This window comes from Pseudomonas sp. HN11, assembly GCF_021390155.1.
Classification (GTDB): domain Bacteria; phylum Pseudomonadota; class Gammaproteobacteria; order Pseudomonadales; family Pseudomonadaceae; genus Aquipseudomonas.
Window position 1 is genome coordinate 3649313 of sequence record NZ_CP089985.1, and the last position, 24315, is coordinate 3673627.

Here is a 24315-nt window from a genome sequence, read left to right on the forward strand (position 1 = left end):
TTAGCGCAAACGCGCGCGCAGTTGAATAAAGCGGCGGGTCGCGTACAACCCGGCGGGCGTGCAATGGCGTCGCGCCGACAGCCATGGGATCAGTGCGTCGAGCTGCTGCTCATCAGGCAGGTTCCACAACGAATCGACCAGCACCTGGGTGTCCGGATCCGCCGGGCGATGCTGCTCGCCGGAGCATCGGCTGCCGCGCCCAGGCCGTACAGGCGACACGCGCTGGTCACTGATCCAATCACCGGCGATCCAGTCGTGCAGCACCTGTTTCTCATAGCCGCTGAACACCCCGAACATCGCCGCCCCCGCGCCTTCAATCAGTTGCCAGAAGCGGCTATCGGCCGGGGCCTGGTTGCGCTTGATCCAGCCCTTGTCTTCCAGTGCCTGCAGAAAAGCGCCAATCTGCCCAGGCTGACCCAGCCATTGGTTGACGGTCTTGCCTTCAAAGCGACAATAGTCCGAATGCATGTGCTGGCCGAAGGTACGCTTGCGCTCGAGCATGGCGACCACCTCGTCCTGCAGGCTGAAGCCATTGATGACGGCCGTTGTCCCCGGGCCAAGGTCGTTGAGGCGATAACCCTCGGCCACGCGGCGGTAGAAGTCAGCCCTGCTCTCGCCCAGCGGCAGCAGGTTCAACACCGACTGCGCCGCCTTGCAGGCGTGGCCGCTGCTGGCATTATCGATGGTCACGTGCAGGGTGAAGTAATAGGGGTCAATGCCCAGCTCGCTCAACTCATAGCTGGTGATCAGCAGGTGCAGGGGCAACTGTTCGTAGCCGAGGTTGTAGCCGATGATCTCCGGTAAGAAGTCTTCGGCGCACAGCCCAAGGGCCATTTGCAGGGCACCTTGCAGGTAATGCGCGTCCTGGAGGCCGGCATCACTGTCGGCATCGTGTTCACTGAGCAATTTTCGGTAGATCACCACATGGTTCTGCGCGGCTTCGCCGTCACCCAGCTCTTCAAGGTAGGTGGTGAGCAGGCCGTCAAAACGTGGGTCTTGCCAATGGCGCAACAGACCATTGAGCCAGGCGCCGTCAACTTGTTTGGTGGGAGCCACGCGCTGCAAGAAGTACAGCGCATGGGCCTTGTTCTGGAAGTAGCGACGTGGCCGGCCTTGCTGGCGTTGCTGCAGATAATCGGCATAGGCTTGAGCCACCTCGGTGCAGCGCTGTTCGATCCAGGCGGGCAGTTGCTCGGGCAGCGCCGGCAATTCGCTGGACGCGTCTTGCACCTGCGCCAACTGCGCCTGCAGGAAATCCCGCGCGGCTTCCTGTGCGCCCTGGGCTTCACCATAGAGCAGCTGATAAAGCCCCTGATACGGGCCGGGCGCCGAGTGGATGATAGAGGCCGGCTGGCCTGACAGGGCTGTGAAAAGCGTCATGATGGCAGTTTCCGCAAAGTCCGATACAACCAGGCCTTCCAACAAGGACGGCCCCGCGAGAGCGCTCAAAACCGCGCGCTTCTACAGTGAAGAGCATCGGAGTAGGCAGAAAATTCAATCAGGGTTGGAAAGGTGCGGATCGGCGGTCGTTGCCCGGGTGGCCATCAGCCAGTGCGCGGATGGATGAAGTCGATGTGCCCGCGTGGATTTTTGTAAAGGTTGTCGACAGGCTCAGTAGTACACGCCGCTACGATCACCTCCCCGGACGCTCAAACCACTTCAACAGCGCGAAAAATCAACGCAGCCGAAAGCCTATCCAACCGCTCCACATGACAACGTCCTATAGGCGCCTCGCCTGATGATGGCTATCAACGTCGGCGCAGCCCTCGGTTTTCGGGCACAACACCTTTTGGCACCTGGCAACAACCAGAGTGAATGGATTTGTTTCCAACACCCTGCGCCGTGGCTGTCGCAACAGTTGCTCACATTTGCCTGGCCGCCTCCCTTTTTATTAGGTTTTAGCCGTGTTCATCGAGAACACGTGACTCGACCCTATCAAACAAGAAGAGAGGTTTCAGACATGGGATACATGGCTAGCATGAACGCAAACAAAATCGCCGAGCTGGAGCAACTGGAACAGGAGCACGCGGATGACTTCATCGAGGCCCTGCAACTCACTGACACGGAGAAAGCGGAGCTGGAAGCCGAGTAAGTGAGTCAAGGAGAGGCACTGCCTCTCCTCCTTCACGGGAGTCATCGTCATGCATACCAACCACGTCGTCCCTGAACGCAGCCAGTCCCTGGCGAATGCGCAGCAACAAATACTCGCTCAATTGAGTGCGCTCAAGTTGCGCGCACGTCTGCGCACCGTGGGTCATCACGCGCTATGCGTACAGGCCAGCGTGTATGACGCGCAATCAACCGAAGTGTCACGCGGCGCAGGCAAGGGCCATCTGGCCGCGGCGCGTGTCGGCGCACTCTATGAAGCACTGGAGCATTATTTGAGCGACGACCTGCAGGCGTCGCCTCTTCATCGCCAGGCGTCCAGTTACTTCGCCGCTCACTCACGGTTTGACGATGACGGCGCGCTGGCAATGCTGACGGCACAACAAGAAGGCGCCATCGTCTGCCGCACTTACCGTAGCCTGGTGGATGATCAGCTATTTTCTTACCCGCTGGCGTTGACGTGTCCGCGCTACTGCGAGCAGCCGCTGCACGACGATCCTACCGACCTGCGCGCTCTGCGTCGTTATTCGAGCAACAGCGGAACCGCCATCGGTGCCACCGGCGACGAGGCACTGCTCCATGCCGTGAATGAAAATATTGAACGGGATGCCCTGTCACTGTTCCTGTTGGAGCATTTTTACTATCAGCATTCATCCGGTCTGCGCCGGGTCGATCCACACAGCCTCGGTCCCGAAGCCAGGACCGCATTGCACGCACTGCATCAACAGTTCAACGCCGAAGTGGTTGTGCTGGACATCAGTCGTGAGTTCTGTGCGACCACCTGCCTGGCGTTCATCAATGCGCCTTCGACAATGCCCTTGGTGTACGGCAGCGGCACTTCCCTGTCGCCCACCCATGCGGCCTGGCGCGCGCTGGCAGAGCTTGCGCAGTTGCAGGCGTTGGCGGCTGAACCGCCCTTGATCCGCCACTTGCTTAATGCCCAGCGCCATCTTGCCCCCTTCGCACGCCTGCGACGCTGCCTGCAATTCTCGCCTGATCGCCTGATGGCGCAACCCGTCGAATGGGTGCAACTGCATGAGCACAAGCCCCTACCGGATCCTGGAGAACAGATCACCCGCCTGGTGGACGACATGGCCAGCCATAACCTGACGCCCGGTGTGTGCAATCTATTTCAAAGCCGGCTCGGCACTACGCTCGTGCACGTCGTGATCCCGGGGCTGGAACGGTTTTTCCTGGTCTCCACCGGCAATGTCGTGGTGCCGCAACAGCGCGGCCGACGCCTGTGCGGTGAGCCGCAGAGTACCTCGTCATGAGCACTGCCACTTTGCAATGCCATCAGGAGCCGCGGGGGGTCGGGCTCGCTCAGCTGTTTGTTCTGGATATCGCAGGCGTTCGCTGGGCAGGCCGCAACAGGCCGCTGCCCGACCACCAGGGGCAACGCCGCCTGGGCAGCATCCTGCGCCCGGCCATGCTGCTGGGGCCACTCACCGACCACCAGTGGAGCAACGAAGGCGTTGCGCTGTTTTATCAAGCCGTGACCCCCGCCGCCAAGCACCTGGCATTTGTCGAAGCGAGCCGCGATGCCCGCAGCGAAGTGTGCTTCCCCTATCCACCGCTGGGGCCGCATGGCGAAGAGTTCATCTGCCCGCCAGCCTTCTGGGAATGCGACGATGAACGGGCCGCGCAGTTGAACATCGATGAAGCGCACTTTCGCGAACGCTGCGTCGCTGTACTGCGTGAACGCCTCAAGCCGGGAGCGCTGATCCATGATCCGGCATGCTCGACCGGCGAGTTGATCGCTCGCCTGGCCCAGGCGCTCCCCCGCTGTCTGTGCCTGGGCTCGGACCTTTCGGCTTCGATGATCCGCTATGCGTCGCAGCGCCATGCCGGTTCGCCCGTGCGCTTCAGGCAAGCGGATGCTGCACGTGAAAGCCCAGCCTGTGATGCATTGATCCTGCGTTTTCTCAATGCCGAAGTAGTCACCCGGCACACCGCCGACACCTTGCTGCGCTCGCTGCTCGGTAGCCTCAAGCCGGGTGGCCTGGCCCTGGTCTTTGGCCATACGCCGGTGCTGCCGGCCGTTCGCTGGATCGCACAAGCATTGGACATCACCGTGGAGTCTTGCGTCGCGGCCCGACCAGGCCAGCTTGAATTGTTCCAGTTTTACCAGCTCACTCGCCCTTCGGTATGACATGCCGTCAACGCAGCGGATGGTGATACAGGGCATCAATGGCCTGATCGGGTTGTCGAGCCTGCGGTGGCTGCGCCAACGTACACCGTTGAAATGCCGGCGGTTGCGAGCCGGGCATGACGCCTTCGACCCCATGCTGACGCGCGCGATTCAGCACAGCCTGGTGGCGGCAGGCAGCGGACAGTAAAACGGCACGCAAGCGTGCCGTTCTCCCCTTCCCCACTCAACGCAATTATTTACGCGCCGCCTCCCATTGCTTGAGCAGATCGTTGTAACCCACCGTCTCGCCTTTCGGCTTTTCGTTGGCCAGTTTCGGTTTCGGCGCACCCGGCTGGTCGAACCAGTATTGCGCGTCACGCTCGGGGTTCATTTTCGGGCCGCACACCGGTTGCACTTTGGAGCGTTCCAGGCGCGTCATGATGGCGTCCTGTTCCTTGGCTAGGTTGTCCAGCGCTTGCTGCGGAGTTTTCTCGCCGCTGGCAGCAGCAGCGATGTTGCTCCACCACAGTTGTGCCAGGCGTGGGTAGTCCGGCACGTTGGTGCCGGTCGGCGACCATTCGGTACGCGCCGGGCTGCGGTAGAACTCCACCAGGCCACCCAGTTTCGGCGCCATGTCGGTCATCGCCTGGGAGTTGATGTCGGACTCACGAATCGGCGTCAGGCCAACGATGGTTTTCTTCAGCGACACGGTTTTAGAGGTCACGAACTGCGCGTAGAGCCAGGCCGCGAGTTTCTGTTTCTCAGGGGTCGACTTGAGGAAGGTCCAGGATCCTACGTCCTGATAGCCCTTCTTCATGCCCTTTTCCCAGTAAGGTCCGACGGGCGACGGCGCCATGCGCCATTTCGGTGTGCCATCGGCATTCACCACCGGCAGACCCGGCTTGACCATGTCGGCGGTAAACGCGGTGTACCAGAAGATCTGCTGCGCAATGTTGCCCTGGGACGGCACCGGGCCGGATTCGGAAAAGGTCATGCCCGCCGCTTCCGGTGGCGCGTAGGCTTTCATCCAGTCCACGTATTTCTGGGTGGCGTAAACGGCGGCCGGGCCGTTGGTGTCGCCGCCACGGGTGACGCTGGAGCCGACCGGGTGGCAGTCCTCGACGCGAATGCCCCACTCGTCCACCGGCAAGCCGTTCGGCAGGCCCTTGTCGCCACCACCGGCCATGGAGAACCAGGCATCGGTGAAGCGCCAGCCCAGGGACGGGTCTTTCTTGCCGTAGTCCATGTGCCCGTACACGCGCTTGCCGTCGATTTCCTTGACGTCTTCGCTGAAGAACTTGGCGATGTCCTCATAGGCCGACCAGTTCACCGGCACGCCGAGTTCATAGCCGTATTTTTCCTTGAACTTGGCTTTCAGCTCCGGACGCTCGAACCAGTCGGCGCGGAACCAGTAGAGGTTGGCGAACTGCTGGTCGGGCAACTGATAGATCTTGCCGTCCGGCGCGGTGGTGAATGAGAGGCCGATAAAGTCCTTCAGATCCAAGGTCGGCGAGGTGTAATCCTTGCCCTCGTTGGCCATCAGGTCGGTGATGGATTCAGTCTTGCCGTAGCGAAAGTGCGTACCGATCAGGTCCGAGTCGTTGACCCAGCCGTCATAGATGTTCTTGTCGGACTGCATCTGGGTTTGCAGCTTCTCCACCACGTCGCCTTCCTGCAACAGGTCGTGGGTCAGCTTGATCCCGGTGATTTCGCTGAAGGCCTTGGCCAGCACCTTGGACTCGTACTCGTGGGTGGTGAGGGTTTCCGACACCACGTTGATCTTCATCCCACGGAACGGTTCCGACGCCTTGATAAACCACTTGAGTTCCTCAAGCTGCTGTTCAGCCGTGAGGGTGGACGGTTTGAATTCGCTGCCGATCCATTTTTTCGCGGCATCTTCGTACGCATCGGCCCAGGCCGAAGCGCTCAAACCGCTGAGGGCCAGTACGGCGGCCAATGAAATGCTATGTCGCAGCTTATTGTTCTTATTCAACATAGAGACCTCCAGGTTGTTTATTCACCAGGGCATCAGCCCCAACGCATCACACTCAACAGCCATACCAGGGAGAGCGCGGACGCCACCCAGATGCTCCAGTCGGTAACGCCGATCACCAGCAAATGCAGGTAGGCGCTGCCGAGAAGACCGATAAACAAACGATCACCACGGGTGGTACCGATCGGTAAAAAACCGCGCCGAGGAATGCTCGGCGAGCGCAGTTCCCAAGTGGTCATGCCCGCCAGGATCAGGGCTATGGCACCAAAGAACAGTGCGGTGGGGGTGGTCCAGGCCATCCATTCCATCATCGACTCCTCAGACCCGGCCCAGGGCAAAGCCCTTGGCCACGTGGTTGCGAACAAACCAGATCACCAGCATGCCGGGAAGGATAGTCAACACCCCCGCCGCCGCCAGCACGCCCCAATCGATACCCGAGGCCGAGACCGTGCGCGTCATCACCGCCGCAATGGGCTTGGCGTTGACCGAGGTCAGGGTGCGCGCCAGCAACAGTTCGACCCAGGAAAACATAAAGCAGAAAAACGCGGTCACACCAATGCCGGAGCCAATCAGCGGGATAAAGATCTTCACGAAAAACTTAGGAAACGAGTAGCCGTCGATGTAGGCGGTTTCGTCGATTTCCTTGGGCACCCCGGACATGAAACCTTCCAGGATCCACACCGCCAACGGTACGTTGAACAGGCAGTGAGCCAGCGCCACCGCGATATGGGTGTCGAACAGGCCGATGGACGAATACAGCTGGAAGAACGGCAGCAGAAACACCGCCGGCGGCGCCATGCGGTTGGTCAGCAGCCAGAAGAACAGGTGTTTGTCACCGAGGAAGCGGTAGCGCGAAAACGCATAGGCCGCCGGCAGCGCCACGCTCAGGGAGATCACCGTGTTCAGGCTCACGTAGTACAGCGAGTTGAGGTAGCCGGTGTACCAACTTGGGTCGGTGAAGATCACCTTGTAGTTGGCCAGGGTGAAATCCTGCGGAAACAGCGTCAGCCCGCCGAGGATTTCGGTGTTGCTCTTGAAGGACATGTTCAGCAGCCAGTAGATCGGCACCAGCAGGAACAGGATGTAGATCAGCAGCGGAATAACCTTGCGCTTGTTCATGTTGGCGGCCTCAGCGGTTGGCGTCGGAGTGGGTCATGGCGGTGTAAAACAGCCAGGACACCAACAGGATGATCAGGAAATACACCAGCGAGAACGCCGCGGCCGGGCCCAGGTCGAATTGGCCTACAGCCATCTGGGTCAACGTCTGACTCAGGAAGGTGGTGGCGTTACCCGGTCCACCGCCGGTGAGGACGAACGGCTCGGTGTAGATCATGAAGCTGTCCATGAAGCGCAGCATCACGGCGATCAGCAGCACGCTTTTCATCTTCGGCAACTGGATATGTCGGAACACCGCCCAGGGCGATGCACGATCAATCCGCGCGGCCTGGTAGTACACGTCCGGAATCGCCCGTAGGCCGGAGTAGCACAGCAGCGCCACCAGCGACGTCCAATGCCACACGTCCATCACCAAAACCGTTACCCAGGCGTCCATGGTGTTGGCCGCGTAGTTGTAGCTGATGCCCATGGCGTTGAGGCTATAACCCAGCAGGCCGATATCGGCGCGGCCGAAGATCTGCCAGATCGTACCCACCACGTTCCACGGGATCAGCAACGGGATGGCGAGGATAATCAGCACCAACGACGACCAGCGGCCCTTGGTCGGCATGGTCAGGGCGATGGCGATACCCAGGGGGATTTCGATCAGCAACACACAGGCCGAGTAGATGAACTGACGCAGCAGCGAGTCATGCAGCCGTGGGTCGAGCAGCACCTGCTTGTACCAGTCGGCACCCACGAAGTAGCGGCTGGATTGGTCGAAGATGTCCTGCACCGAGTAGTTGACCACGGTCATCATCGGGATGACCGCACTGAACGCCACCAGCAGGAACACCGGCAACACCAGCCACCAGGCCTTGTTGTTCTGCACCTTGTTCATGGATGCACCTCCAGCAGATAGTCGTCGGCATACACCATCAGCCACTGCGCGGGAAAACTGATGGAGGCCGTGCCTTCAGGCACGGGTTTGTCTTCGGCCAGGCGCACCTTGAGCGATGCGCCATCCAGCTTGAGGGTGATGATCTTGTAGGTGCCAAGGTCTTCGAGATGTGTGACATCGGCCTGCAGGGCGTCAGGGTTGTACTCGTCCCAGACGTGGATGAACTCCGGGCGGATGCCGACCTGCAATTTCTTGTAGTCGGTATTGGCTATGCGCTGTTGCAGTGCCTCGGACAACGGCAGATGAGTGCCGGCAAAGCGCACCCCGCCCGCCTCCGCCTGTACCTCGATCAGATTCATCCCTGGGCTGCCGATGAAGTAGCCGACAAAGGTGTGGCTGGGCCGTTCGAACAGATCCCGCGGCGTGCCGAACTGCACGATCTGGCCGCCGTACATTACCGCGATCTTGTCGGCGAAGGTCGAAGCCTCCAACTGATCGTGGGTCACATAGACCATGGTGATGTTGAACTGCTCGTGGATCTGCTTTAGCTTGCGCCGCAGTTTCCACTTGAGGTGCGGGTCGATTACGGTCAGCGGTTCGTCGAACAGGATCGCCGACACGTCATCACGCACCAGGCCACGGCCCATGGAGACTTTCTGCTTTTCGTCGGCGGTCAGGTTACGGGCCTTTTTGGTCAGCAGGTTTTGCAGGTCGAGGACTTCGGCAATTTCCTGCACCTTACTGTGAATCTTCGCCTCGGCCATGCCCTGGTTGCGCAGCGGGAACGCCAGGTTGTCGAATACCGTCATGGTGTCGTACACCACCGGGAACTGGAACACTTGGGCGATGTTGCGCTTTTCTGGCGTGAGGTCGTTGACCACTTTGGTATCGAACAACACCTGGCCCTCGGACGGGCTGAGCAGGCCGGAGATAATATTGAGCAAGGTCGACTTGCCGCAGCCGGACGGCCCGAGCAAAGCGTAGGCCCCGCCCTGCTCCCATACGTGGTTCATTTCCCGGATGGCGTAGTCCTCAGGACCACTTGGCGTCGGACTGTAGCTGTGCGCCAGGTTCTGCAAATGGATCTCGGCCATCAGGCAACCCTCGCGACACGGCGCCCGGGGGCCTGGACCAAACGGCCCTGACCATCGAACACAAACAGTTTATGGGTGGGGATATACACGCGGATCGGCGCGTCGACATCGTATTCGTGCACCCCCGGCAGGTGCAGCACCAGCAGGAAATGCTCGCTGCGCACATGCAGGAAGGTTTCTGAACCGCTGATCTCCGCGACTTCCACGGTGACCGCCAGCTCCAGGTCGTCATCGTTGCTCGGCACCAGGCTGATATGGCTGGGGCGTACGCCGAAACGGAACTCGCCTTCACCAATCGGGCGCAGGTCGACGTTCAGCGGGAAATGCACGAAATTGGCGAAACTCACTTCATTACCACTGATGCGGCCCGGCATCAGGTTGATCGGCGGCTCGGAAAACAGCTCGGCGGCCAGCACCGTCTGCGGCTGGTGATACACCTCGGCCGCCTTGCCGCTCTGGATCACCCGGCCTTCGTGCAGAATCGTGGTGGTGCCGCCCAGGGCCAGTGCTTCGTTGGGTTCGGTGGTGGCGTAGATGGCGATGGTGTGGCGCGCGGCGAACAGCTCGCGCATTTCCTGACGCAGCTCTTCGCGCAGTTTGTAGTCCAGGTTCACCAGCGGCTCATCGAACAGGATCAGCTCGGCGTCCTTGACCAGAGCGCGGGCCATGGCCGTGCGCTGCTGTTGGCCGCCGGAGAGCTCCAGCGGATGGCGCGGGAGGAACTTCTCGATGCGCAGCATCCTGGCGGTTTCCAGCACCTTGCTCTGGATCACTTCGTTGGATACACCGGCCTGGCGCAACGGCGAGGCGATGTTCTCGAACACGGTCATGGTCGGGTAATTGATGAACTGCTGATACACCATCGACACATTGCGTAGGCGCACCGGTTTTTGCGTGACATCCACGCCGTTCATCAGGATGCGGCCGCTGTTGGGCTTGTCCAGGCCGGCCATCAGGCGCATCAGGCTGGTCTTGCCGGACAGGGTGCGGCCGAGCAAGACGTTGAAGGAACCGGCTTCGAAACGCAGGGTGGCGTCGTCGATCCAGGTCTGGCCTTCGACAACGCGGGAGACATTTTCCAGGGTCAATGACATGACACGACCTTTTTATTATTGGAATGAATCTGGCAATCCGCTAGAGCAAGTTTCGTGCCAGAACTGGCAGGTGCTTGATCCACAAGGAAATGACGAGTGTGCGATGTTCAGGCGTGAACAGAAATGAACAACCCTGACTGAACAACTGAACACTCAGGGGGTTGACAATGAACAGTACTGAACAACACTAATTAGGCTCCCGCGCCTGCGGGGCCCCATAAAAACAATAAAAGCAGAAGGTCGCCCATGGCCGAACCCTTGGCTCACGACACCCTTATCCAGGAATCCTGGCGCCGTTGCCGCGCCTTCGGCCTGGATCACCAGAGCACGCCCAGCTTCGACCAGCTCCCCGCCGAGGGCATCAGCCAATTGCTCGAAAGCCAGCACTCGCTGGTGCAGACCACCCATCAGGAAGTGCTGCCTTACTACGAGAACATCCTCAGCAACTCCAATTGCCTGATCATGCTGGCCGATAACCAGGGCCAGGTGCTGACCAGCTGGGGCACCCAACGCTTTATCGAGCCCAAGTTGGCGCGCGGCTTCAACCCTGGCGCCAACTGGAGGGAGCGCTCCAGCGGCACCAATGCCATCGGCACTGCGCTGGCGTGTGCCCAGGCCGTGCATATCGAACACGATGAACACTTCCTCAAGGCCAACCGTTTCATGACCGGCTCGGCGGCGCCGATCTTTGATGCACAGCGCGAGATCATCGCGGTGCTGGATGTGTCCAGCGACAGTTACCTGCCGCCCTCCCACACCCTGGGCATGGTCAAGATGATGAGCCAGACCGTGGAAAACCGGCTGATCCTCAACCTGTTTCGCGGTGAGCACTTCCAACTGACCTTCAACACCGGCCTGAACAACCTCGACAGTCAGTGGGCAGGCCTGTTGATTTTCGATGAGAGCGGCCAGGTGCTGTCGGCCAATCGGCGTGCCGACAACTTGCTGGGCATCAGCTTGTCGCGGGTGATGATCGATAGTTTGTTCAAGGTGTCATTGCTGGAGTTGTTGAACCAGCCGGAAGGGCTGCCCTTCTCCCTGCAAGCAGCGGGACGCAACCGTTTCCAGTGTTTATTGAGACGCCCCAAACAGATGCCGGTGCAGGCGCGTGTGTTCACCGAGCCGACACCGCCAAAGCCAGTACCCATTGGCCTCAAGACCTTGCACTTCGGCGACGCACGCGTAGAGAAAGCCGTGCGCCAGGCTGAGCGGTTATTGGAAAAAGACATTCCGCTGCTGATCCACGGTGAAACCGGCGTGGGCAAGGAAGTGTTCGTCAAAGCCCTGCACCAGGCCAGCTCGCGCAGCCAGAAGGCGTTTATCGCGGTGAACTGTGCGGCGATTCCTGCGGAGCTGGTGGAATCGGAACTGTTCGGCTATGAAAAAGGCGCCTTCACCGGCGCCAATCAGAAAGGCAGCATCGGCCTGATCCGCAAGGCCGATAAGGGCACGCTGTTTCTCGACGAGATCGGCGATATGCCGCTGCCGACCCAGGCCCGTTTGCTGCGGGTGTTGCAGGAGCGTTGCGTGCAGCCGGTGGGTAGCAGCGAGTTGTTCCCGGTGGATTTGCGCATCATCTCGGCCACCAATCGCGCGTTGCGCGAGCTGGTTCAAGCCGGGCGTTTTCGTGAGGACTTGTACTACCGCATCGGCGGCCTGACCCTGGAGTTGCCGCCGTTGCGCGAGCGTACCGACAAGCAGGCGCTGTTCCAGCAACTGTGGCAGCAACACCGCGAACCCACGCAATGGGCGGGTTTGAGCGCGCAAGTGCTGGCGCTGTTCGAACAGCACCCGTGGCCGGGGAATCTGCGTCAGGTGAGCAGCGTGTTGCAGGTCGCGCTGGCCATGGCCGAAGAACAGCCGATCCGCCCTGAGCATCTGCCGGATGATTTTTTTGTGGACTTGAAGGTGCAGCCACCGCTGTCGAGCAGTGAATTCCTGGATGACAGCCTCGACTTGAACCAACGCCTGAAAGCCGCCGGTGGAAATATCTCCCACCTGGCGCGGGAGCTGGGGGTGAGCCGCAACACCCTGTACAAGCGCCTGCGCCAACCCTAACGTGGCTTGACCACTACCAACAAGTCGGTGAAATACTCCACCTGGATCGGCAGGTTGTCCGCCAGCGACGACAGTGCCGCCGCCGTGTCGTCCAGCTTGAACACGCCGGACACCCGCAGGTCTTGCAGAGCCAGGGGATCGAAGCGCAGCATGCCATGGCGGTAGCTGGCCAGCGTTTGCAGCACCTCGCTCAGGGGTTGATCGTTGACCTTGAGCAGGCCACGGGTCCAGGCGTCAGGGTCACTGTTACCAATGGCCTGCGGCGGTTGCGCGCGGCCGTGGTCGAGTACCGAGCGCTGGCCGGCCCTGACCTTGACGCCATCACGGGTGTCGCCTTTGACCGCAACGGTGGACTCGATCACCGTGACCACCGTGGTGCCATCCGCCGCGCGTTTGACCAGATAACGCGTGCCCAATGCCGTGGCCGTACCTTGGTCGGTACGCACCACGAAGGGCCGTTGCGCATCCTTGGCCACGTTCACCCAGAGTTCGCCTTGCAGCAGTTCGATGACCCGTTGATGGCCGTCGAATTTCACATCCACGGCCGAATTGCTGTTGAGCTGCAACTGGCTGCCGTCTTCGAGGGCGATCTGCCGGCGCTCGCCGACGCCGGTACGCTGGTCGGCCATCCAGACCGGCAGGTGTTGCAGGCCCACCCAGCCGCACAAGACCATGCCGAGCAAGCCTACCACGTGCGCACCACGCGGGCGTCGTGGGGCGAATGCACGATTCAGGGCCATGCGTGCCGGTTTGGCCGGCAACGTATCGAGGCTGCCCCACAACGCGCCCATGCGTTCGATGGCCACGTCGTGACGCGGATCGGCCTGGCGCCAGGTGTTGAATGCCTGGCGGTCGGCGTCGCTGACGTCTTCGTCGTGCAGGCGGGTCAACCACTGCGCCGCTTGCTGGATGATCTGTTCGGCACTCATGCCAGCGGGTCTGCCGGGTGCAGGCTGTGGTAGCAGTGCACCAGGGCGCTGGAGATATAGTTTTTGACGGTGCTGGGGGACACGTCCAGGCGCGTGGCAATTTCGCTGTAGGTCAGGCCATCGAGGCGGCTCAACAGGAACGCTTCGCGGGCCTTGGCAGGCAAGCCGGCGAGCATCTCGGCGATGCGTTCCAGGGCTTGCAGCGCCACATGAATCGCCGCTGGATCGGGCATACCGGCGTCTTCACACTGGATCACCAGCGCTTCCATGTAGGCTTTTTCGATGCGACGACGACGGGCACCATCGATCAACAACCGCCCTGCCGTGGTGGCCAGGAATGCGCGCGGCTCCTGGATCTGTTGGGGTTCGGCCAGCATCAATACGCGAATGAAGGCGTCATGGGCGAGGTCCGCCGCATGCTGGGAACACCCGAGTTTTCTGCGCAGCCAACCGTGCAACCAGCCATGGTGCTCGCTGTACATCGCCGTAAGGGTCTGCTGCCGGACGGAGTCATCCAGCGCGGCCGGAATGTCATGCATGCGCAAAAAGATCTCAAATGGGAAGAGTTACCAATTGCGCAGACAATGCCAGTAAAACGGTGTTAGGGCAAGGGCCTCAGCGCCAGCTCCAAGAGACGCCGGTATAGATGCCACGGCCATCGGCCGGAGTGGAACGCGCGACATCCAGGCCTTTATCGTCATATCCCGGCGTGACGGTGTTGGCGTAACGACGGTTGCTGAGGTTGCGCAGGTCGACCCAGGCTTGCCAATCCTGCTGGGGTGCCTCGTAGCCGAAGGTAGCGCCGAAGATCGTGTAGGAGGCAGCGTAGTAGGAATTGGCGTAATCCACCGCCACTTTTGATGAATGCTCGGTGTTGAGGCTGGTGTAGAAACCGGTCGGATGGTTGTAGCGTACTTGCGCCTGATAGTAGTGCTTGGGGATGCCCGGCAGCGTGTTGTCGCCGAAACGGTCGTCGTCGCGGTAGTGGAAGTCGCTGAAGGTGTAGGCCTGGCGCAGGCTGAGCTGGCCGTTGTGGCCACCGTCCCACAATGGGCTGAGCAGGCTCAGTTCCATGCCCTGGTGAATCGTGGGACTGGCGTTGTTTTCGGCAACGATGGCGTTGCTGGACGACGTCTGGGCCTGGGTTTCTACTGTGAGCAACTCATGGCGCACTTCGGAGCGGTACAGCGCCAAGTCCCACTGGCCGAGCCATGCTTCCCCACGCCCACCGATTTCCAGGGTGGTGGCGGTCTGGTTTTTCAGGCTCACGCCTTCCCGCTGCAGGCCTGTGGCCGCGCCACTGCCAGCGGGGAAATACTTGTTGGAACCCCAGATCATCGACCACGCATGGGGCGGCTCCACCGAACGGCTCAGGTTGCCGTACACCTGCAATTGCGGGGTGACGTCATAACGCAGGCCGATGCGCGGCGCATAGTCCCAATCGTGCTGGCTGAGTGGCGCCTGGCCTTCTGGGAAGGTGACCTGGGTTTCGCGTCGGGTGTAGATCGCGGCCAGGCCGGTGGTCAGCCACAGGTCGGAGGCCAATTCCAGGTCGTTACCGATATGCAGCACGGTATCGGAACCCAGGTAGCTGTAGTCGCGGGTCTTGGTGCCAGGCGCGTAGATCGCCGTGTTGCCGGCAGGCGTGCGCACGTATTCCGATGCGCCGTTATTGGGCATCGCCTGGGTGGTGCGCAGGCCGACGGTGGTCTTGCTGTCGTGGCTGAACAGCGTGTCCTGGCGGATATAATTGAAGGTGCTGCTGATATCGGTGTAGGCGACTTTCAGGCGGTTGGTGCCTTCGCGCAGGTCCATCGGGTAGTCGTGGTACGCCAGCCCGACTTCCACTCGGGAATTGTCATCCAACTGCAAGGCAGTCTTGTTGGCGATCCAGGTGGAGCCGGGTTGCAGGCGCTTGGAGTCGCGGGCGGCGTTGAGGCTGTTGGCCGCGCGTGGGTCATGGCTGATCTGGCTACGCGTGAGTTTGCCGGGGGTGTCGTTGGTGGTTTCGCGGTAGCGGAAATAGAAGCGGGTCTCCAGGTCCGGGTTGAACCGGTAGCCGAAATTGGCTGCCACGCCTTTGCCGGTGCCGGCGCTCTGGCGCTGGTAGCCGTCGGATTCGGAGTCGGTGAGGCTGATGTAGTAGTCGGCGTCCCCCAGCACCTGGCCCGAGCTGATCTCGCGCTGGGCATAGCCTTTGCTGCCGACTTCATAACGCAGTTGCAGCTTGGGTGCGTCGTGACCGGTGCGGGTCACGTAGTTGACCGCGCCGCCCAGGGCCAATGCGCCCTGGTCAAAACCATTGGCGCCACGCAGCACTTCGACGCGGCTTTGCCACAAGGGGTCTTTCAACTCATAGGGGGTACCGCCAGGGCCCGTCAGCGGCAGGCCGTCGAACATTTCGTACAAGCCGGAGGCATGGGAACCGGGACTGCGGTTCAGGCCCGAACCGCGAATCGAGAGTTTCACCCCTTCGTTGTTCGCCGCCTTGGCGTACACCCCGGCCTGGTACTTGAACACGTCTTCGTTGGTACTCACGCGCCCTTGGTGCACGCTGTTCATGTCGATGAAGTTGGCGCCGCCGGGCACGCTCTTGAGCTGCGCCTCGGCCACTTCACCGACGCTGGCTTCGCTGCTGGTGACTTCGACCGGGGCCAATTGCAGGCCTTCGGCGTGCACCAGCGAGCTGAACGTCAGGGCAGCAAACAGGAACGGAGGGTGGCGCAACAGCATCAAACAGGTCCTTGGAATTCAGGGGGCACGTGGTGGGAAGGCATGGACCTGCGCGAAGTCACTCCTTATTTACAGTCCAGACCCTTCCCCTTTTCAGGTCGCATCAGCATTTGCAGTAGTTCATCGGCTTCCGACCCTGGCGCAAGCCTGAAACCATACATTTCATCCGTCGCAAGGATCTCGCGCAGGACATCGAGCAATTGCGCCTCGGTCGGCGCGTCACGCAGGAGTTTGTGTGCGGCCAGTAACCGTTCGGGAGAAACATCCTGACCACTCGCCGCATCGATTACGGCAAACAGCATAAAACGCAAACGTATTTCTCGTTCAGTAGGCCAAACCGTTTTTCGTTTACCCATGGTTAAGGCCTCGCATTACGGAAAAATCCGAGGCTATTGATGACCGAGAGGCGTTTCAAGCACAGGGTCGCAAGATAGGCAGAATCCTACATAGGAAAACGAAACACCTTACTTATATGCTGATGCCGACCCGTTTACTGCACCGGCAGAAAGTTCATCAGCAACAAGCTCTGCGCGTAGTTGAGACCGATGCGCCGGTAGCGTTCGTCGAGCATCTGAGTGAGCAGATCGAGGCGTGCCACGACTTTGCCGAATTCCACCGCAAAACTGAGGTTACTGCCCTCCTCCGATATCTCGTTGGAGAACAACAACAGCACGCCATTGGCATCCTGGCGCTTGCTCAGCAGCCAGGTGGCCTTCTCGATGTTGCGCGCGGCATTGCTGACGAATTCAGGGTTGATCGCGTTGGTGATATAGAACTCAGTGCGTCCCCCGTGAGCGGTCACAATCATGCTGCCGATGGCGTAGATAAACGCACCGACCCGGTCGCCCTTGAACTCTGGACTCAACGAGTAGCTCAGTGCGACCAGATCACGGCGATCCCCAAGGGCAGGCAACGCTTGACGCAACTCGATGGCCTGGCGAATTTCGCGCGCAGCGGTGACCGCGTCTGGATAACCTGACTGACGCCACTGGTTGGGATTACGCAGATAGAGCTTGTTCATAATCAAATACAGGCTTTGCAGATTGTCGCGCATGCCCAACGTCGCCATGCGATCGACACTGGTCTGAAAGAACTCGTCAGGCTTGCCATTGCTGAATTGCCTGGCGATATCCCGCCCCTGCTGCTGACTGCAACCGCTGGCACAGAGCATCAGTAAGCCAGCCAGCAGCACTGGCCGACGCATCCGTCGAAGGTTGAAACAAGCAAACGTGCGGTCCATCGACACCCGATCTGATTCATCTGCCCACACGAGGTATCGGCGGGGCTGGGACAAGGATAGAGCGGAGAAATCCAGAAAAGTGCAATGGTGCTGCGCAGATAGTTGTAAGCAAAGGCCGCCGGGGCGGTGAAAAGGCGCATCGTGACGGTTTTTTTTCAGGGTCTATACTGTTTGTAACAGCTGCGTGTGTTGTTGGCGATTCAGGGCAGTATTTCGACTTTGAAGGGTCTGGTGCGTTTGCCTACATCGCCCCGGCATACTCACCAGCAGCTGTACTTGAGGGTGACGGCAATGAAACATCCAATTCGCGCGCAAATGGTTGTTCAGGTGATTTGCCTGCTGTCGGTGGCACAGCTTTTTTGCTGAGCCTAGTGTCTCGGTGTTAAAAGTCAGCCGCAGTAGCGGCGGTGGCAAGTATTGCCCGCCAAAAATCATAATCCGGCCCGACACTCGAATGCCGGGCCAGAACGTGTAGCTACAGCAAGACAGTGGCCAACATGCCCAATGCGCCCAGGCAAAAGCCGATCAATGCGCCCCGTCCGGGAAACTCCTGGAACAGTACCCAGATCACAATAGGTTCCAGCAGCAATAACGACGTCACGGAAACCACCGTGACCACCCAGATATCACCGACCGCCAGATACCCCAGCCAATAAGCGCCCAGTAGACAAAGCCCGGCAAAACACATCACCACCACCGGCATGATGAACGCCTGCCATGAGCCATCGCTGGCTTGGGCCAGCTTGGCGGTCACCACCTCACTGTAGATTGCACAAAACTCACCCAAGACCATCAATCCTAGAGCAGAAACTCCGAGTAGTTCTTTGGACATATCAAAAACTCCTTCGTATTCAACGCAATATTTTTCAACTCCCAGCCAGCGATACCGCGACCCAGAGTGTCGTTGCAGTGATACGAAGCAGCCTTGAACAGACCTGAATTACCGAAGTGCTTTTGCATGCTCATTTCCTTGTATAGCGGTGAGTCTCAGCGACCCGATGACGTACGCGGCCTGATCGCCAACTTCACACCCAGTTGGAACCGCAGTGACGCGGCAAACCCGCGGCTGCGCCAATCCACGGAGTCAATAAACCAGCCCAACACATTGATCGTTTTCGACAGGAAAAAACTTGAGGAGAAGTGTTTTAAGAGGGTAATGCTGCGACTGAACTTCATAAGTCACGTTGGTAAAACTATCTGCGTCAGCTCCGTTACCCGCGTTCGAAGCCTCAGAAACCTTCACCAGCCGGACATTTGAAACATCCCCCACGAGAGATCGGACCTGATTCCATCCAATCAATGGGTAGTCCGCGGACTTGAGGCATAGCAGGGACTGCCATCGCGCCTGGTCTCCTTGCTCATATGCCGAAATGGCCTGTGCGGCGAGCTTGAGCGTGCCTTGTGCGCCTGCAGGGCTTGATAGCGGTTCTGAATGTTGCGGGGTTGAACACCCCGCCATCACCAGGCAGGCGAGCAATGTGGCCAGCCCTGTAAACAGGGTCGAGGCGCTAGGTGGCATACGATTTCTCATCCTTTAAAAGCAAATGCCCCGACATAGCGGGGCATTTGCTTTATTTGGCTTGGCGAAGCACGAGCTCCGACAGACGGGTCTTAACTCGGAAGCAGAACTCACGAATCTGGAATTGATAAGCGGGCATAACCATATAGTTCAAATCAGGACCCAAGGAATCCTTGATTTCCATATATTTAGCGGTCTTGGAAGCAATGGCTTGGTACTCCGCCTCGTATTTAACGTAAGACGGCTTGTTGTAAACCTTCAAAACATCCAGCTCTTTACGGCATTGCTCAGCGCGACTTGTTTCTGATTCTGGCTGAGCGGCCTCTGGAGAGGCGTGGCCTAGGGGGTCAGCACTGGCGTTCGCAGGTGCAGCCTCATATCGCACAGTGTAATTGGGTGACGACGAAGGGGCGACTTCAGATGGTGCTTCATGGACGACGGCAGGAGGTGGAGTCACTTCAGGTGTTTTTTCTGGAGTTTTCGTAGCGCATCCTGCGAGAGCAAGTCCTACCACTACAACGATGCCACACATTTTATCCATCGGTTTCACCAAGAGGTCATTATGGTTGGCTGAGTCGTTAGGTTCTGGGTAAAAGTAATAACTCGCTCAATAATCGAGCGTAAGTTTTCTACCAGACTCAAGGCGCTCAGCCTCTCTTCCTTGAGCGCACAGATGGACGATAATAGTAAAAAAACAAAGACATGACGAGAAAAAGCTCGTCAGAAAATCCACATATCAAGTGGGACAATTGCTGTAAGCCCATACTGCGCATGTCAACCCCAGAAACACCAAAGCCCTGCATTCACGAGGCTTTCGTTTGGACCTTGGCGGGAAACCAGGGATTCGAACCCTGAAGACGCTATTAAGGAGTTATCAGGAAGCGGTTTTAGAGCGCCAGCTTGGAAAGCTGCTCGCTCGCAAAAGATGCCCTCTTCATTGCAGGACCACCGAAGAAAGCAAGCCCGAGCTAGTTAAGGCGTATCGCGAAATAGCACCTGCTCAAGTCCGTCCTTCGCAGCAGGATCCATCACGGCATATCTTGTTACAACCATTCACCCGTAGGCACCGCCCATAAAGAACTTCAAACTTTTGTCCTAGTCCTAATGCAAGGCGTGCTTTAAACCGTGAGCGCCTGCTGACAACCCATAGAGGTTCACAAAATGAAAATGACACTACCCGCCCTGGTTCTGGGTGTCCTAATTTCGCAAGGAGCGATGGCAGCCGGAGATGGCACAGCCGCTTTAGGAGGCGGCGTTGGTGGTGCACTCGGTAATATCGTAGGCCAACAGCTTGGCGGATCGACTGGCGCTGCGGTAGGTGCAGGCGTAGGTGGTGCCGCCGGCAGTGCTGTCGGCGCTCAAAGAGGCAACAGAGCGGAAGCTGCATTAGGTGGCGGTATCGGCTCGGCGGGCGGCTCACTCATTGGTAATCGTCTCGGCGGCACAACTGGCTCGACTATCGGTGCGGGTCTCGGCGGCGCTGCGGGTGGCGCGCTAGGCAACAACCTGGCGGATGATGAGAGCAATCATCGGTCGGATGGTAAGAAGCACAAAGGCAACAACAAGCATAAACACAAGAACAAGCATCGTTAGTTTCTGACGCTGTTGCATCGAAGCCCGTGATACGGGGCGCCCAGTTTGAGCAAGCCTCCCGGCACTACCGCTCAACCTACGCCTCGCCGTTGATGTCGGACATTCAACTGGCCCAGGCGATCGCAGCTTCCCTGTGACAGCGGCTTGCCAGCTTTCATCTGCACCGGGCTTCATGGGGGTGCGCTGAATGACTTGGGCGTACTGGTTGAGCGCATGATTGCGCAGAGATGCGTCCGTGGAGTTCGTAACCCTTATCTGATCGTCACTGAGGACGGGAGACAGGTGACTAAGCACATGCTGCGACTGCGCTTTGACGATGCCCGAGATAAGACAATTGTCATTGCCAGGGAGGAACGGACCGTCAGAAACACAAAAGCCCCGCATTCGCGGGGCTTTTGTTTGAATCTTGGCGGGAAACCAGGGATTCGAACCCTGGAGACGCTATTAACGTCCGCCGGTTTTCAAGACCGGTGCATTCAACCACTCTGCCAATTTCCCTTGTGCATCACAGGATTATAGTAGCCTATCCCGTCTCAGCGGGCGCCATAATACCCGAATGAAACACACTGTCAAACTCTCGCCATCGCTTGTTACAGAGCGTCTGTTATGATCTTTGCGACTGAACGTTTCAAAACCGAAGGAGTGTCGCCATGCGCGAACAGAATTACGCAGTGAATGGCAACGCGCAGGCTGAGCAGCTTGAAGTCAGCCGCGTGTTGCGCAACACCTATGGCTTGCTCGCCCTTACCCTCGCATTCAGCGGCGTGATGGCGTTCGTGGCCCAACAGATGCGCATCGGCTACCCGAATATCTTTGTTGTGTTGATCGGCTTCTATGGTCTGTTCTTCCTGACCAACAAGCTGCGCGACTCGGCCTGGGGCCTGGTGTCGGCATTTGCCTTGACCGGTTTCATGGGCTTTATCCTCGGCCCGATCCTCAACCGTTACCTCGGCATGGCCGGCGGCGCGGAAGTGGTCAGCTCGGCGTTTGCCATGACGGCCCTGGTGTTTGGTGGTCTATCGGCGTACGTGCTGATCACCCGTAAGGACATGAGCTTCCTCGGTGGTTTCATCACCGCAGGCTTCTTCGTGTTGCTGGCGGCGGTGGTTGCAGGCATGTTCTTCCATATCAGCGGCCTGCAACTGGCGATCAGCGCAGGCTTCGTGCTGTTCTCCTCGGTGTGCATCCTGTTCCAGACCAGCGCAATCATCCACGGTGGTGAGCGTAACTACATCATGGCGACCATCAGCCTGTATGTGTCGATCTACAACCTGTTCATCAGCCTGTTGCAGATTTTCGGCATCATGAGCCGCGATGACTGATCGCTAGCGCAATAAAAAATGCCCCGTATCGAAAGATGCGGGGCATTTTTGTTTTCATGGATTTAATACTGGTTGGGCTCCATTTCCAGGTGAACCTTGAAACGCTCAGCGATGTCGCGCTGGATACGCTGGGCCAGGTTCGCAATATCATGCCCCGTGGCGTCGCCGTAGTTGACCAGCACCAGTGCCTGCAACTTGTGTACGCCGGCATCACCGTCACGAAAGCCCTTCCAACCCGCCTTATCGATCAGCCAGCCGGCCGCGAGTTTCATTTGCCCGTCGACCTGTGGGTAGGCCACCAGGTCCGGGTACAACGTCTTCAACTCAGCCGCCAGCACCAGGGACACCAAAGGATTTTTAAAGAAACTACCCGCATTGCCAAGCTCTGCCGGGTCAGGCAGCTTTTCCCGACGAATGCTGCAGATGGCCCGGCTGACGTCGCTCGGCGTGGCGTCGGTGATCCCCTGCCCCGCCAAGCGCTGCTGCACCGGGCCGTAATCGAGTTTCAGGTGGCTGGTGCGGCTCAGGGCAAAACGCACCCGCAAGATCAGCCAGCGCCCGGCCTCGTGCTTGAACAGGCTGTCACGGTAGGCAAAGTTGCATTCTTCCAGGCTGAACTCGCGTAGCTCGCCGGTATGGCGATCCAGTGCAGTCAGGCCGGCGAATACATCCTTGATTTCCACACCGTAGGCGCCGATGTTCTGCATCGGGGCTGCGCCGACGGTGCCGGGGATCAGGCTGAGGTTTTCCAGGCCGCAGAAACCCTGCTCCAGAGTCCATAGCACGAACGGGTGCCAGGCTTCGCCCGCTTCAGCTTCGACCACCACCTGCGTGCCGTCGTCGCGCAATACACGAGTGCCTTGGGTAGCCATGCGCAACACCAGCGCCGGAATATCCTGAGTCAACAGCAAGTTGCTACCGCCACCGATCACCAGCAGCGGCACCGCGTGCGCGGCTGAATAGGCCAGGGCTTCACGGACATCATCGTCGCTGTGGGCCTCGGCGAACAGTTGGGCACGCACGTCAATGCCAAAGCTGTTGAATGGCTTGAGCGAAACCTGCGCAAGCACCTGCAAGGTCATAACCGCCCCTTCAATTCAGTCACCAATAAATCACAGGCGCGTTCGATCAAGTCCAGGACCCGTTCGAAACCTTGTTCACCTTCGTAATACGGGTCTGGCACTTCGTCCACTTCGGCGTCGTAACGACGCAGGAACAGGTCCAGCTCCGCCTTGCCCTGGCCTGGCTGCATGGCCTTGAGATTGCGCAGGTTGCTGTGGTCCATGGCCAGGATCAGATCATAACGCGCAAAATCGGCGCGGGAGACCTGCTGGGCCCGCTGGGCCGACAAATCATAGCCGCGCACCAACGCGGCACGCTGACTGCGTTGGTCTGGCGGGTTGCCAATGTGCCACTCACCGGTACCGGCGGACGCTACATCCACCTGCCCCGCCAACCCCGCTTCCCGCAGCTTATGGCGCAGCACGCCTTCTGCGGTGGGCGAGCGGCAGATGTTGCCCAGGCACACAAACAGAACCTCCATCAGGCCCCCAGCAGGCGACGGACGCGCTCAAGGTCTTCCGGGGTGTCGACACCAGCCGGCGGCGCTTCCAGCGCATCGCCGACGTGGATGCGCACGCCATGCCACAGCGCCCGCAGTTGCTCCAGGGATTCGGTGTTTTCCAGCCAGCACGGGCCCCAGCTGACGAAGTCATGCAGGAAGCCGGCGCGGTAGGCGTAGATGCCAATATGGCGACGGTAAGGCACGCCTTCTGGCAACACATCAGGTTGCTTGGCAAAGGCGTCACGCGCCCAAGGCAAGGTCGAGCGGCTGAACGTCAGCGCAAGGCCGTTGATGTCAGTGACCACCTTCACCACGTTCGGGTTGAACAGGGTCTGGATGTCTTCGATCGGCTCGGCCAGGGTGGCCATGCGCGCTTCACCATGGGCGGCCAGGTTGGCGGCCACCTGGTCGATCACGCCCGGCGGGATCAGGGGTTCGTCACCCTGCACGTTGACCACGATGGCGTCCGGCGCCAAGCCAAGCTGGGTAGCAACTTCGGCCAGGCGATCGGTGCCGGAGTTGTGGTCTTCGCGGGTCAGCACTGCTTCGGCGCCAAAGCCTTTGCAGGCTTCGATGATGCGCGGGTCATCGGTGGCCACTACGACGCGCTCGGCACTGCTCTTGCAGGCCTGCTCCCATACCAACTGGATCATGGGTTTGTCGCCGATCAGTTGCAGCGGCTTGCCTGGCAGGCGGGTCGACGCGTAACGGGAAGGGATGACAACGGTAAAGGCGGTGGTCATTTATCCAGACGCTCATCGGTGGTCAGGGTGCGGGCTTCGCTTTCGAGCATTACCGGGATGCCATCACGGATCGGGTACGCCAGGCCGGCGCCTTTGCTGATCAGCTCGGTTTTGTCGGCGCTGAGCTTGAGCGGGCCTTTGCAGATCGGGCAAGCGAGGATGTCGAGCAATTTGGTGTCCATGAGTGTTTCCTGGAAAGC

General features: G+C 59.5%; 25 protein-coding genes, 1 tRNA gene and 1 pseudogene. 7 read left to right on the plus strand and 20 right to left on the minus strand.

Annotated features, from left to right (window positions below; translation table 11 throughout):
• Positions 1–1380, minus strand: coding sequence for an iron-containing redox enzyme family protein (locus LVW35_RS16370; protein WP_233891120.1), 1380 nt, complete (start codon positions 1378–1380; stop codon positions 1–3).
• 761 nt (positions 1381–2141) lie between these two features.
• On the opposite strand from LVW35_RS16370, the gene LVW35_RS16375 reads away from it, so the two are divergent.
• From LVW35_RS16375 to LVW35_RS16385, 3 genes are read left to right on the plus strand one after another with little or no spacing between them, the layout of a single operon-like run.
• Complete coding sequence (locus LVW35_RS16375; protein WP_233891121.1) at positions 2142–3380, plus strand: YcaO-like family protein; 1239 nt, start codon at positions 2142–2144, stop codon at positions 3378–3380.
• Complete coding sequence (locus LVW35_RS16380; protein WP_233891122.1) at positions 3377–4258, plus strand: class I SAM-dependent methyltransferase; 882 nt, start codon at positions 3377–3379, stop codon at positions 4256–4258. The genes LVW35_RS16375 and LVW35_RS16380 overlap by 4 nt, the downstream gene beginning before the upstream one ends.
• A gap of 1 nt (position 4259) precedes the next feature.
• Complete coding sequence (locus tag LVW35_RS16385) at positions 4260–4445, plus strand: hypothetical protein (RefSeq protein WP_233891123.1); 186 nt, start codon at positions 4260–4262, stop codon at positions 4443–4445.
• A gap of 45 nt (positions 4446–4490) precedes the next feature.
• Here the strand turns inward: LVW35_RS16385 and LVW35_RS16390 are convergent, their stop codons facing one another.
• The 6 genes from LVW35_RS16390 to LVW35_RS16415 are packed head-to-tail and all read right to left on the minus strand — an operon-like array spanning position 4491 to position 10414.
• A complete protein-coding gene (locus LVW35_RS16390; protein WP_233891124.1) occupies positions 4491–6233 on the minus strand; it encodes an ABC transporter substrate-binding protein in 1743 nt (580 codons plus the stop codon).
• A 32-nt stretch (positions 6234–6265) separates the two neighbouring features.
• Positions 6266–6538: a DUF2160 domain-containing protein gene (locus tag LVW35_RS16395; protein WP_233891125.1), complete on the minus strand. Its 273-nt coding sequence runs from the start codon at positions 6536–6538 to the stop codon at positions 6266–6268.
• Positions 6539–6548: 10 nt separating this feature from the next.
• Positions 6549–7349: a carbohydrate ABC transporter permease gene (locus tag LVW35_RS16400; RefSeq protein WP_233891126.1), complete on the minus strand. Its 801-nt coding sequence runs from the start codon at positions 7347–7349 to the stop codon at positions 6549–6551.
• A gap of 10 nt (positions 7350–7359) precedes the next feature.
• Positions 7360–8226, minus strand: coding sequence for a carbohydrate ABC transporter permease (locus LVW35_RS16405; protein WP_233891127.1), 867 nt, complete (start codon positions 8224–8226; stop codon positions 7360–7362).
• The gene (locus LVW35_RS16410; RefSeq protein WP_233891128.1) at positions 8223–9320 is read right to left on the minus strand and encodes an ABC transporter ATP-binding protein; all 1098 of its coding nucleotides are present in this window, start codon (positions 9318–9320) and stop codon (positions 8223–8225) included. Before LVW35_RS16410 ends, LVW35_RS16405 begins: the two co-directional genes overlap by 4 nt.
• Positions 9320–10414 (minus strand): ABC transporter ATP-binding protein, encoded by a 1095-nt coding sequence (locus tag LVW35_RS16415; RefSeq protein WP_233891129.1) that lies wholly within the window; start codon positions 10412–10414, stop codon positions 9320–9322. Before LVW35_RS16415 ends, LVW35_RS16410 begins: the two co-directional genes overlap by 1 nt.
• Positions 10415–10660: 246 nt before the next feature.
• Here LVW35_RS16415 and LVW35_RS16420 point away from each other — a divergent pair, with 246 nt between their 5' ends.
• On the plus strand, positions 10661–12472 hold the full coding sequence (locus LVW35_RS16420) for a sigma-54-dependent Fis family transcriptional regulator (RefSeq protein ID WP_233891130.1): 1812 nt from the start codon (positions 10661–10663) through the stop codon (positions 12470–12472).
• On the opposite strand, the gene LVW35_RS16425 is transcribed toward LVW35_RS16420, so the two are convergent.
• From LVW35_RS16425 to LVW35_RS16460, 8 genes are all read right to left on the minus strand, one after another.
• Positions 12469–13401: a FecR family protein gene (locus LVW35_RS16425; protein ID WP_233891131.1), complete on the minus strand. Its 933-nt coding sequence runs from the start codon at positions 13399–13401 to the stop codon at positions 12469–12471. The genes LVW35_RS16420 and LVW35_RS16425 overlap by 4 nt on opposite strands.
• The gene (locus tag LVW35_RS16430; protein ID WP_233891132.1) at positions 13398–13940 is read right to left on the minus strand and encodes a sigma-70 family RNA polymerase sigma factor; all 543 of its coding nucleotides are present in this window, start codon (positions 13938–13940) and stop codon (positions 13398–13400) included. The genes LVW35_RS16425 and LVW35_RS16430 overlap by 4 nt, the downstream gene beginning before the upstream one ends.
• 76 nt (positions 13941–14016) lie before the next feature.
• Entirely contained in the window at positions 14017–16134 is a 2118-nt protein-coding gene (locus LVW35_RS16435) for a TonB-dependent receptor family protein (RefSeq protein WP_233891133.1), read from the minus strand.
• A 65-nt stretch (positions 16135–16199) separates the two neighbouring features.
• Complete coding sequence (locus tag LVW35_RS16440) at positions 16200–16490, minus strand: hypothetical protein (protein WP_233891134.1); 291 nt, start codon at positions 16488–16490, stop codon at positions 16200–16202.
• Between the two features lie 134 nt (positions 16491–16624).
• Complete coding sequence (locus LVW35_RS16445; RefSeq protein WP_233896496.1) at positions 16625–17338, minus strand: hypothetical protein; 714 nt, start codon at positions 17336–17338, stop codon at positions 16625–16627.
• Between the two features lie 511 nt (positions 17339–17849).
• Positions 17850–18167, minus strand: a complete 318-nt coding sequence (locus tag LVW35_RS16450; RefSeq protein WP_233896497.1) for a hypothetical protein — start codon at positions 18165–18167, stop codon at positions 17850–17852.
• 291 nt (positions 18168–18458) lie between these two features.
• Entirely contained in the window at positions 18459–18893 is a 435-nt protein-coding gene (locus LVW35_RS16455) for a hypothetical protein (RefSeq protein ID WP_233891135.1), read from the minus strand.
• A 52-nt stretch (positions 18894–18945) separates the two neighbouring features.
• Positions 18946–19443, minus strand: coding sequence for a hypothetical protein (locus tag LVW35_RS16460; RefSeq protein ID WP_233891136.1), 498 nt, complete (start codon positions 19441–19443; stop codon positions 18946–18948).
• A gap of 611 nt (positions 19444–20054) precedes the next feature.
• On the opposite strand from LVW35_RS16460, the gene LVW35_RS16465 reads away from it, so the two are divergent.
• Positions 20055–20486 (plus strand): hypothetical protein, encoded by a 432-nt coding sequence (locus LVW35_RS16465; protein WP_201124372.1) that lies wholly within the window; start codon positions 20055–20057, stop codon positions 20484–20486.
• Between the two features lie 11 nt (positions 20487–20497).
• Positions 20498–20623: pseudogene (locus tag LVW35_RS16470) on the plus strand (DUF2388 domain-containing protein); the annotation flags it as partial.
• Between the two features lie 270 nt (positions 20624–20893).
• On the opposite strand, the gene LVW35_RS16480 reads toward LVW35_RS16470, so the two are convergent.
• A tRNA-Ser gene (locus tag LVW35_RS16480) sits at positions 20894–20984 on the minus strand.
• Between the two features lie 152 nt (positions 20985–21136).
• Here LVW35_RS16480 and LVW35_RS16485 point away from each other — a divergent pair.
• Positions 21137–21808, plus strand: coding sequence for a Bax inhibitor-1/YccA family protein (locus LVW35_RS16485; RefSeq protein WP_233891137.1), 672 nt, complete (start codon positions 21137–21139; stop codon positions 21806–21808).
• Between the two features lie 62 nt (positions 21809–21870).
• On the opposite strand, the gene murB is transcribed toward LVW35_RS16485, so the two are convergent.
• The 4 genes from murB to LVW35_RS16505 are packed head-to-tail and all read right to left on the minus strand — an operon-like array spanning position 21871 to position 24297.
• On the minus strand, positions 21871–22890 hold the full coding sequence (murB, locus tag LVW35_RS16490) for a UDP-N-acetylmuramate dehydrogenase (protein WP_233891138.1): 1020 nt from the start codon (positions 22888–22890) through the stop codon (positions 21871–21873).
• Positions 22887–23351 (minus strand): low molecular weight protein-tyrosine-phosphatase, encoded by a 465-nt coding sequence (locus tag LVW35_RS16495; RefSeq protein ID WP_233891139.1) that lies wholly within the window; start codon positions 23349–23351, stop codon positions 22887–22889. Before LVW35_RS16495 ends, murB begins: the two co-directional genes overlap by 4 nt.
• The gene (kdsB, locus tag LVW35_RS16500; RefSeq protein ID WP_233891140.1) at positions 23351–24115 is read right to left on the minus strand and encodes a 3-deoxy-manno-octulosonate cytidylyltransferase; all 765 of its coding nucleotides are present in this window, start codon (positions 24113–24115) and stop codon (positions 23351–23353) included. The genes LVW35_RS16495 and kdsB overlap by 1 nt, the downstream gene beginning before the upstream one ends.
• The gene (locus LVW35_RS16505) at positions 24112–24297 is read right to left on the minus strand and encodes a Trm112 family protein (protein WP_003174668.1); all 186 of its coding nucleotides are present in this window, start codon (positions 24295–24297) and stop codon (positions 24112–24114) included. Before LVW35_RS16505 ends, kdsB begins: the two co-directional genes overlap by 4 nt.
• Positions 24298–24315 lie beyond the last annotated feature (18 nt).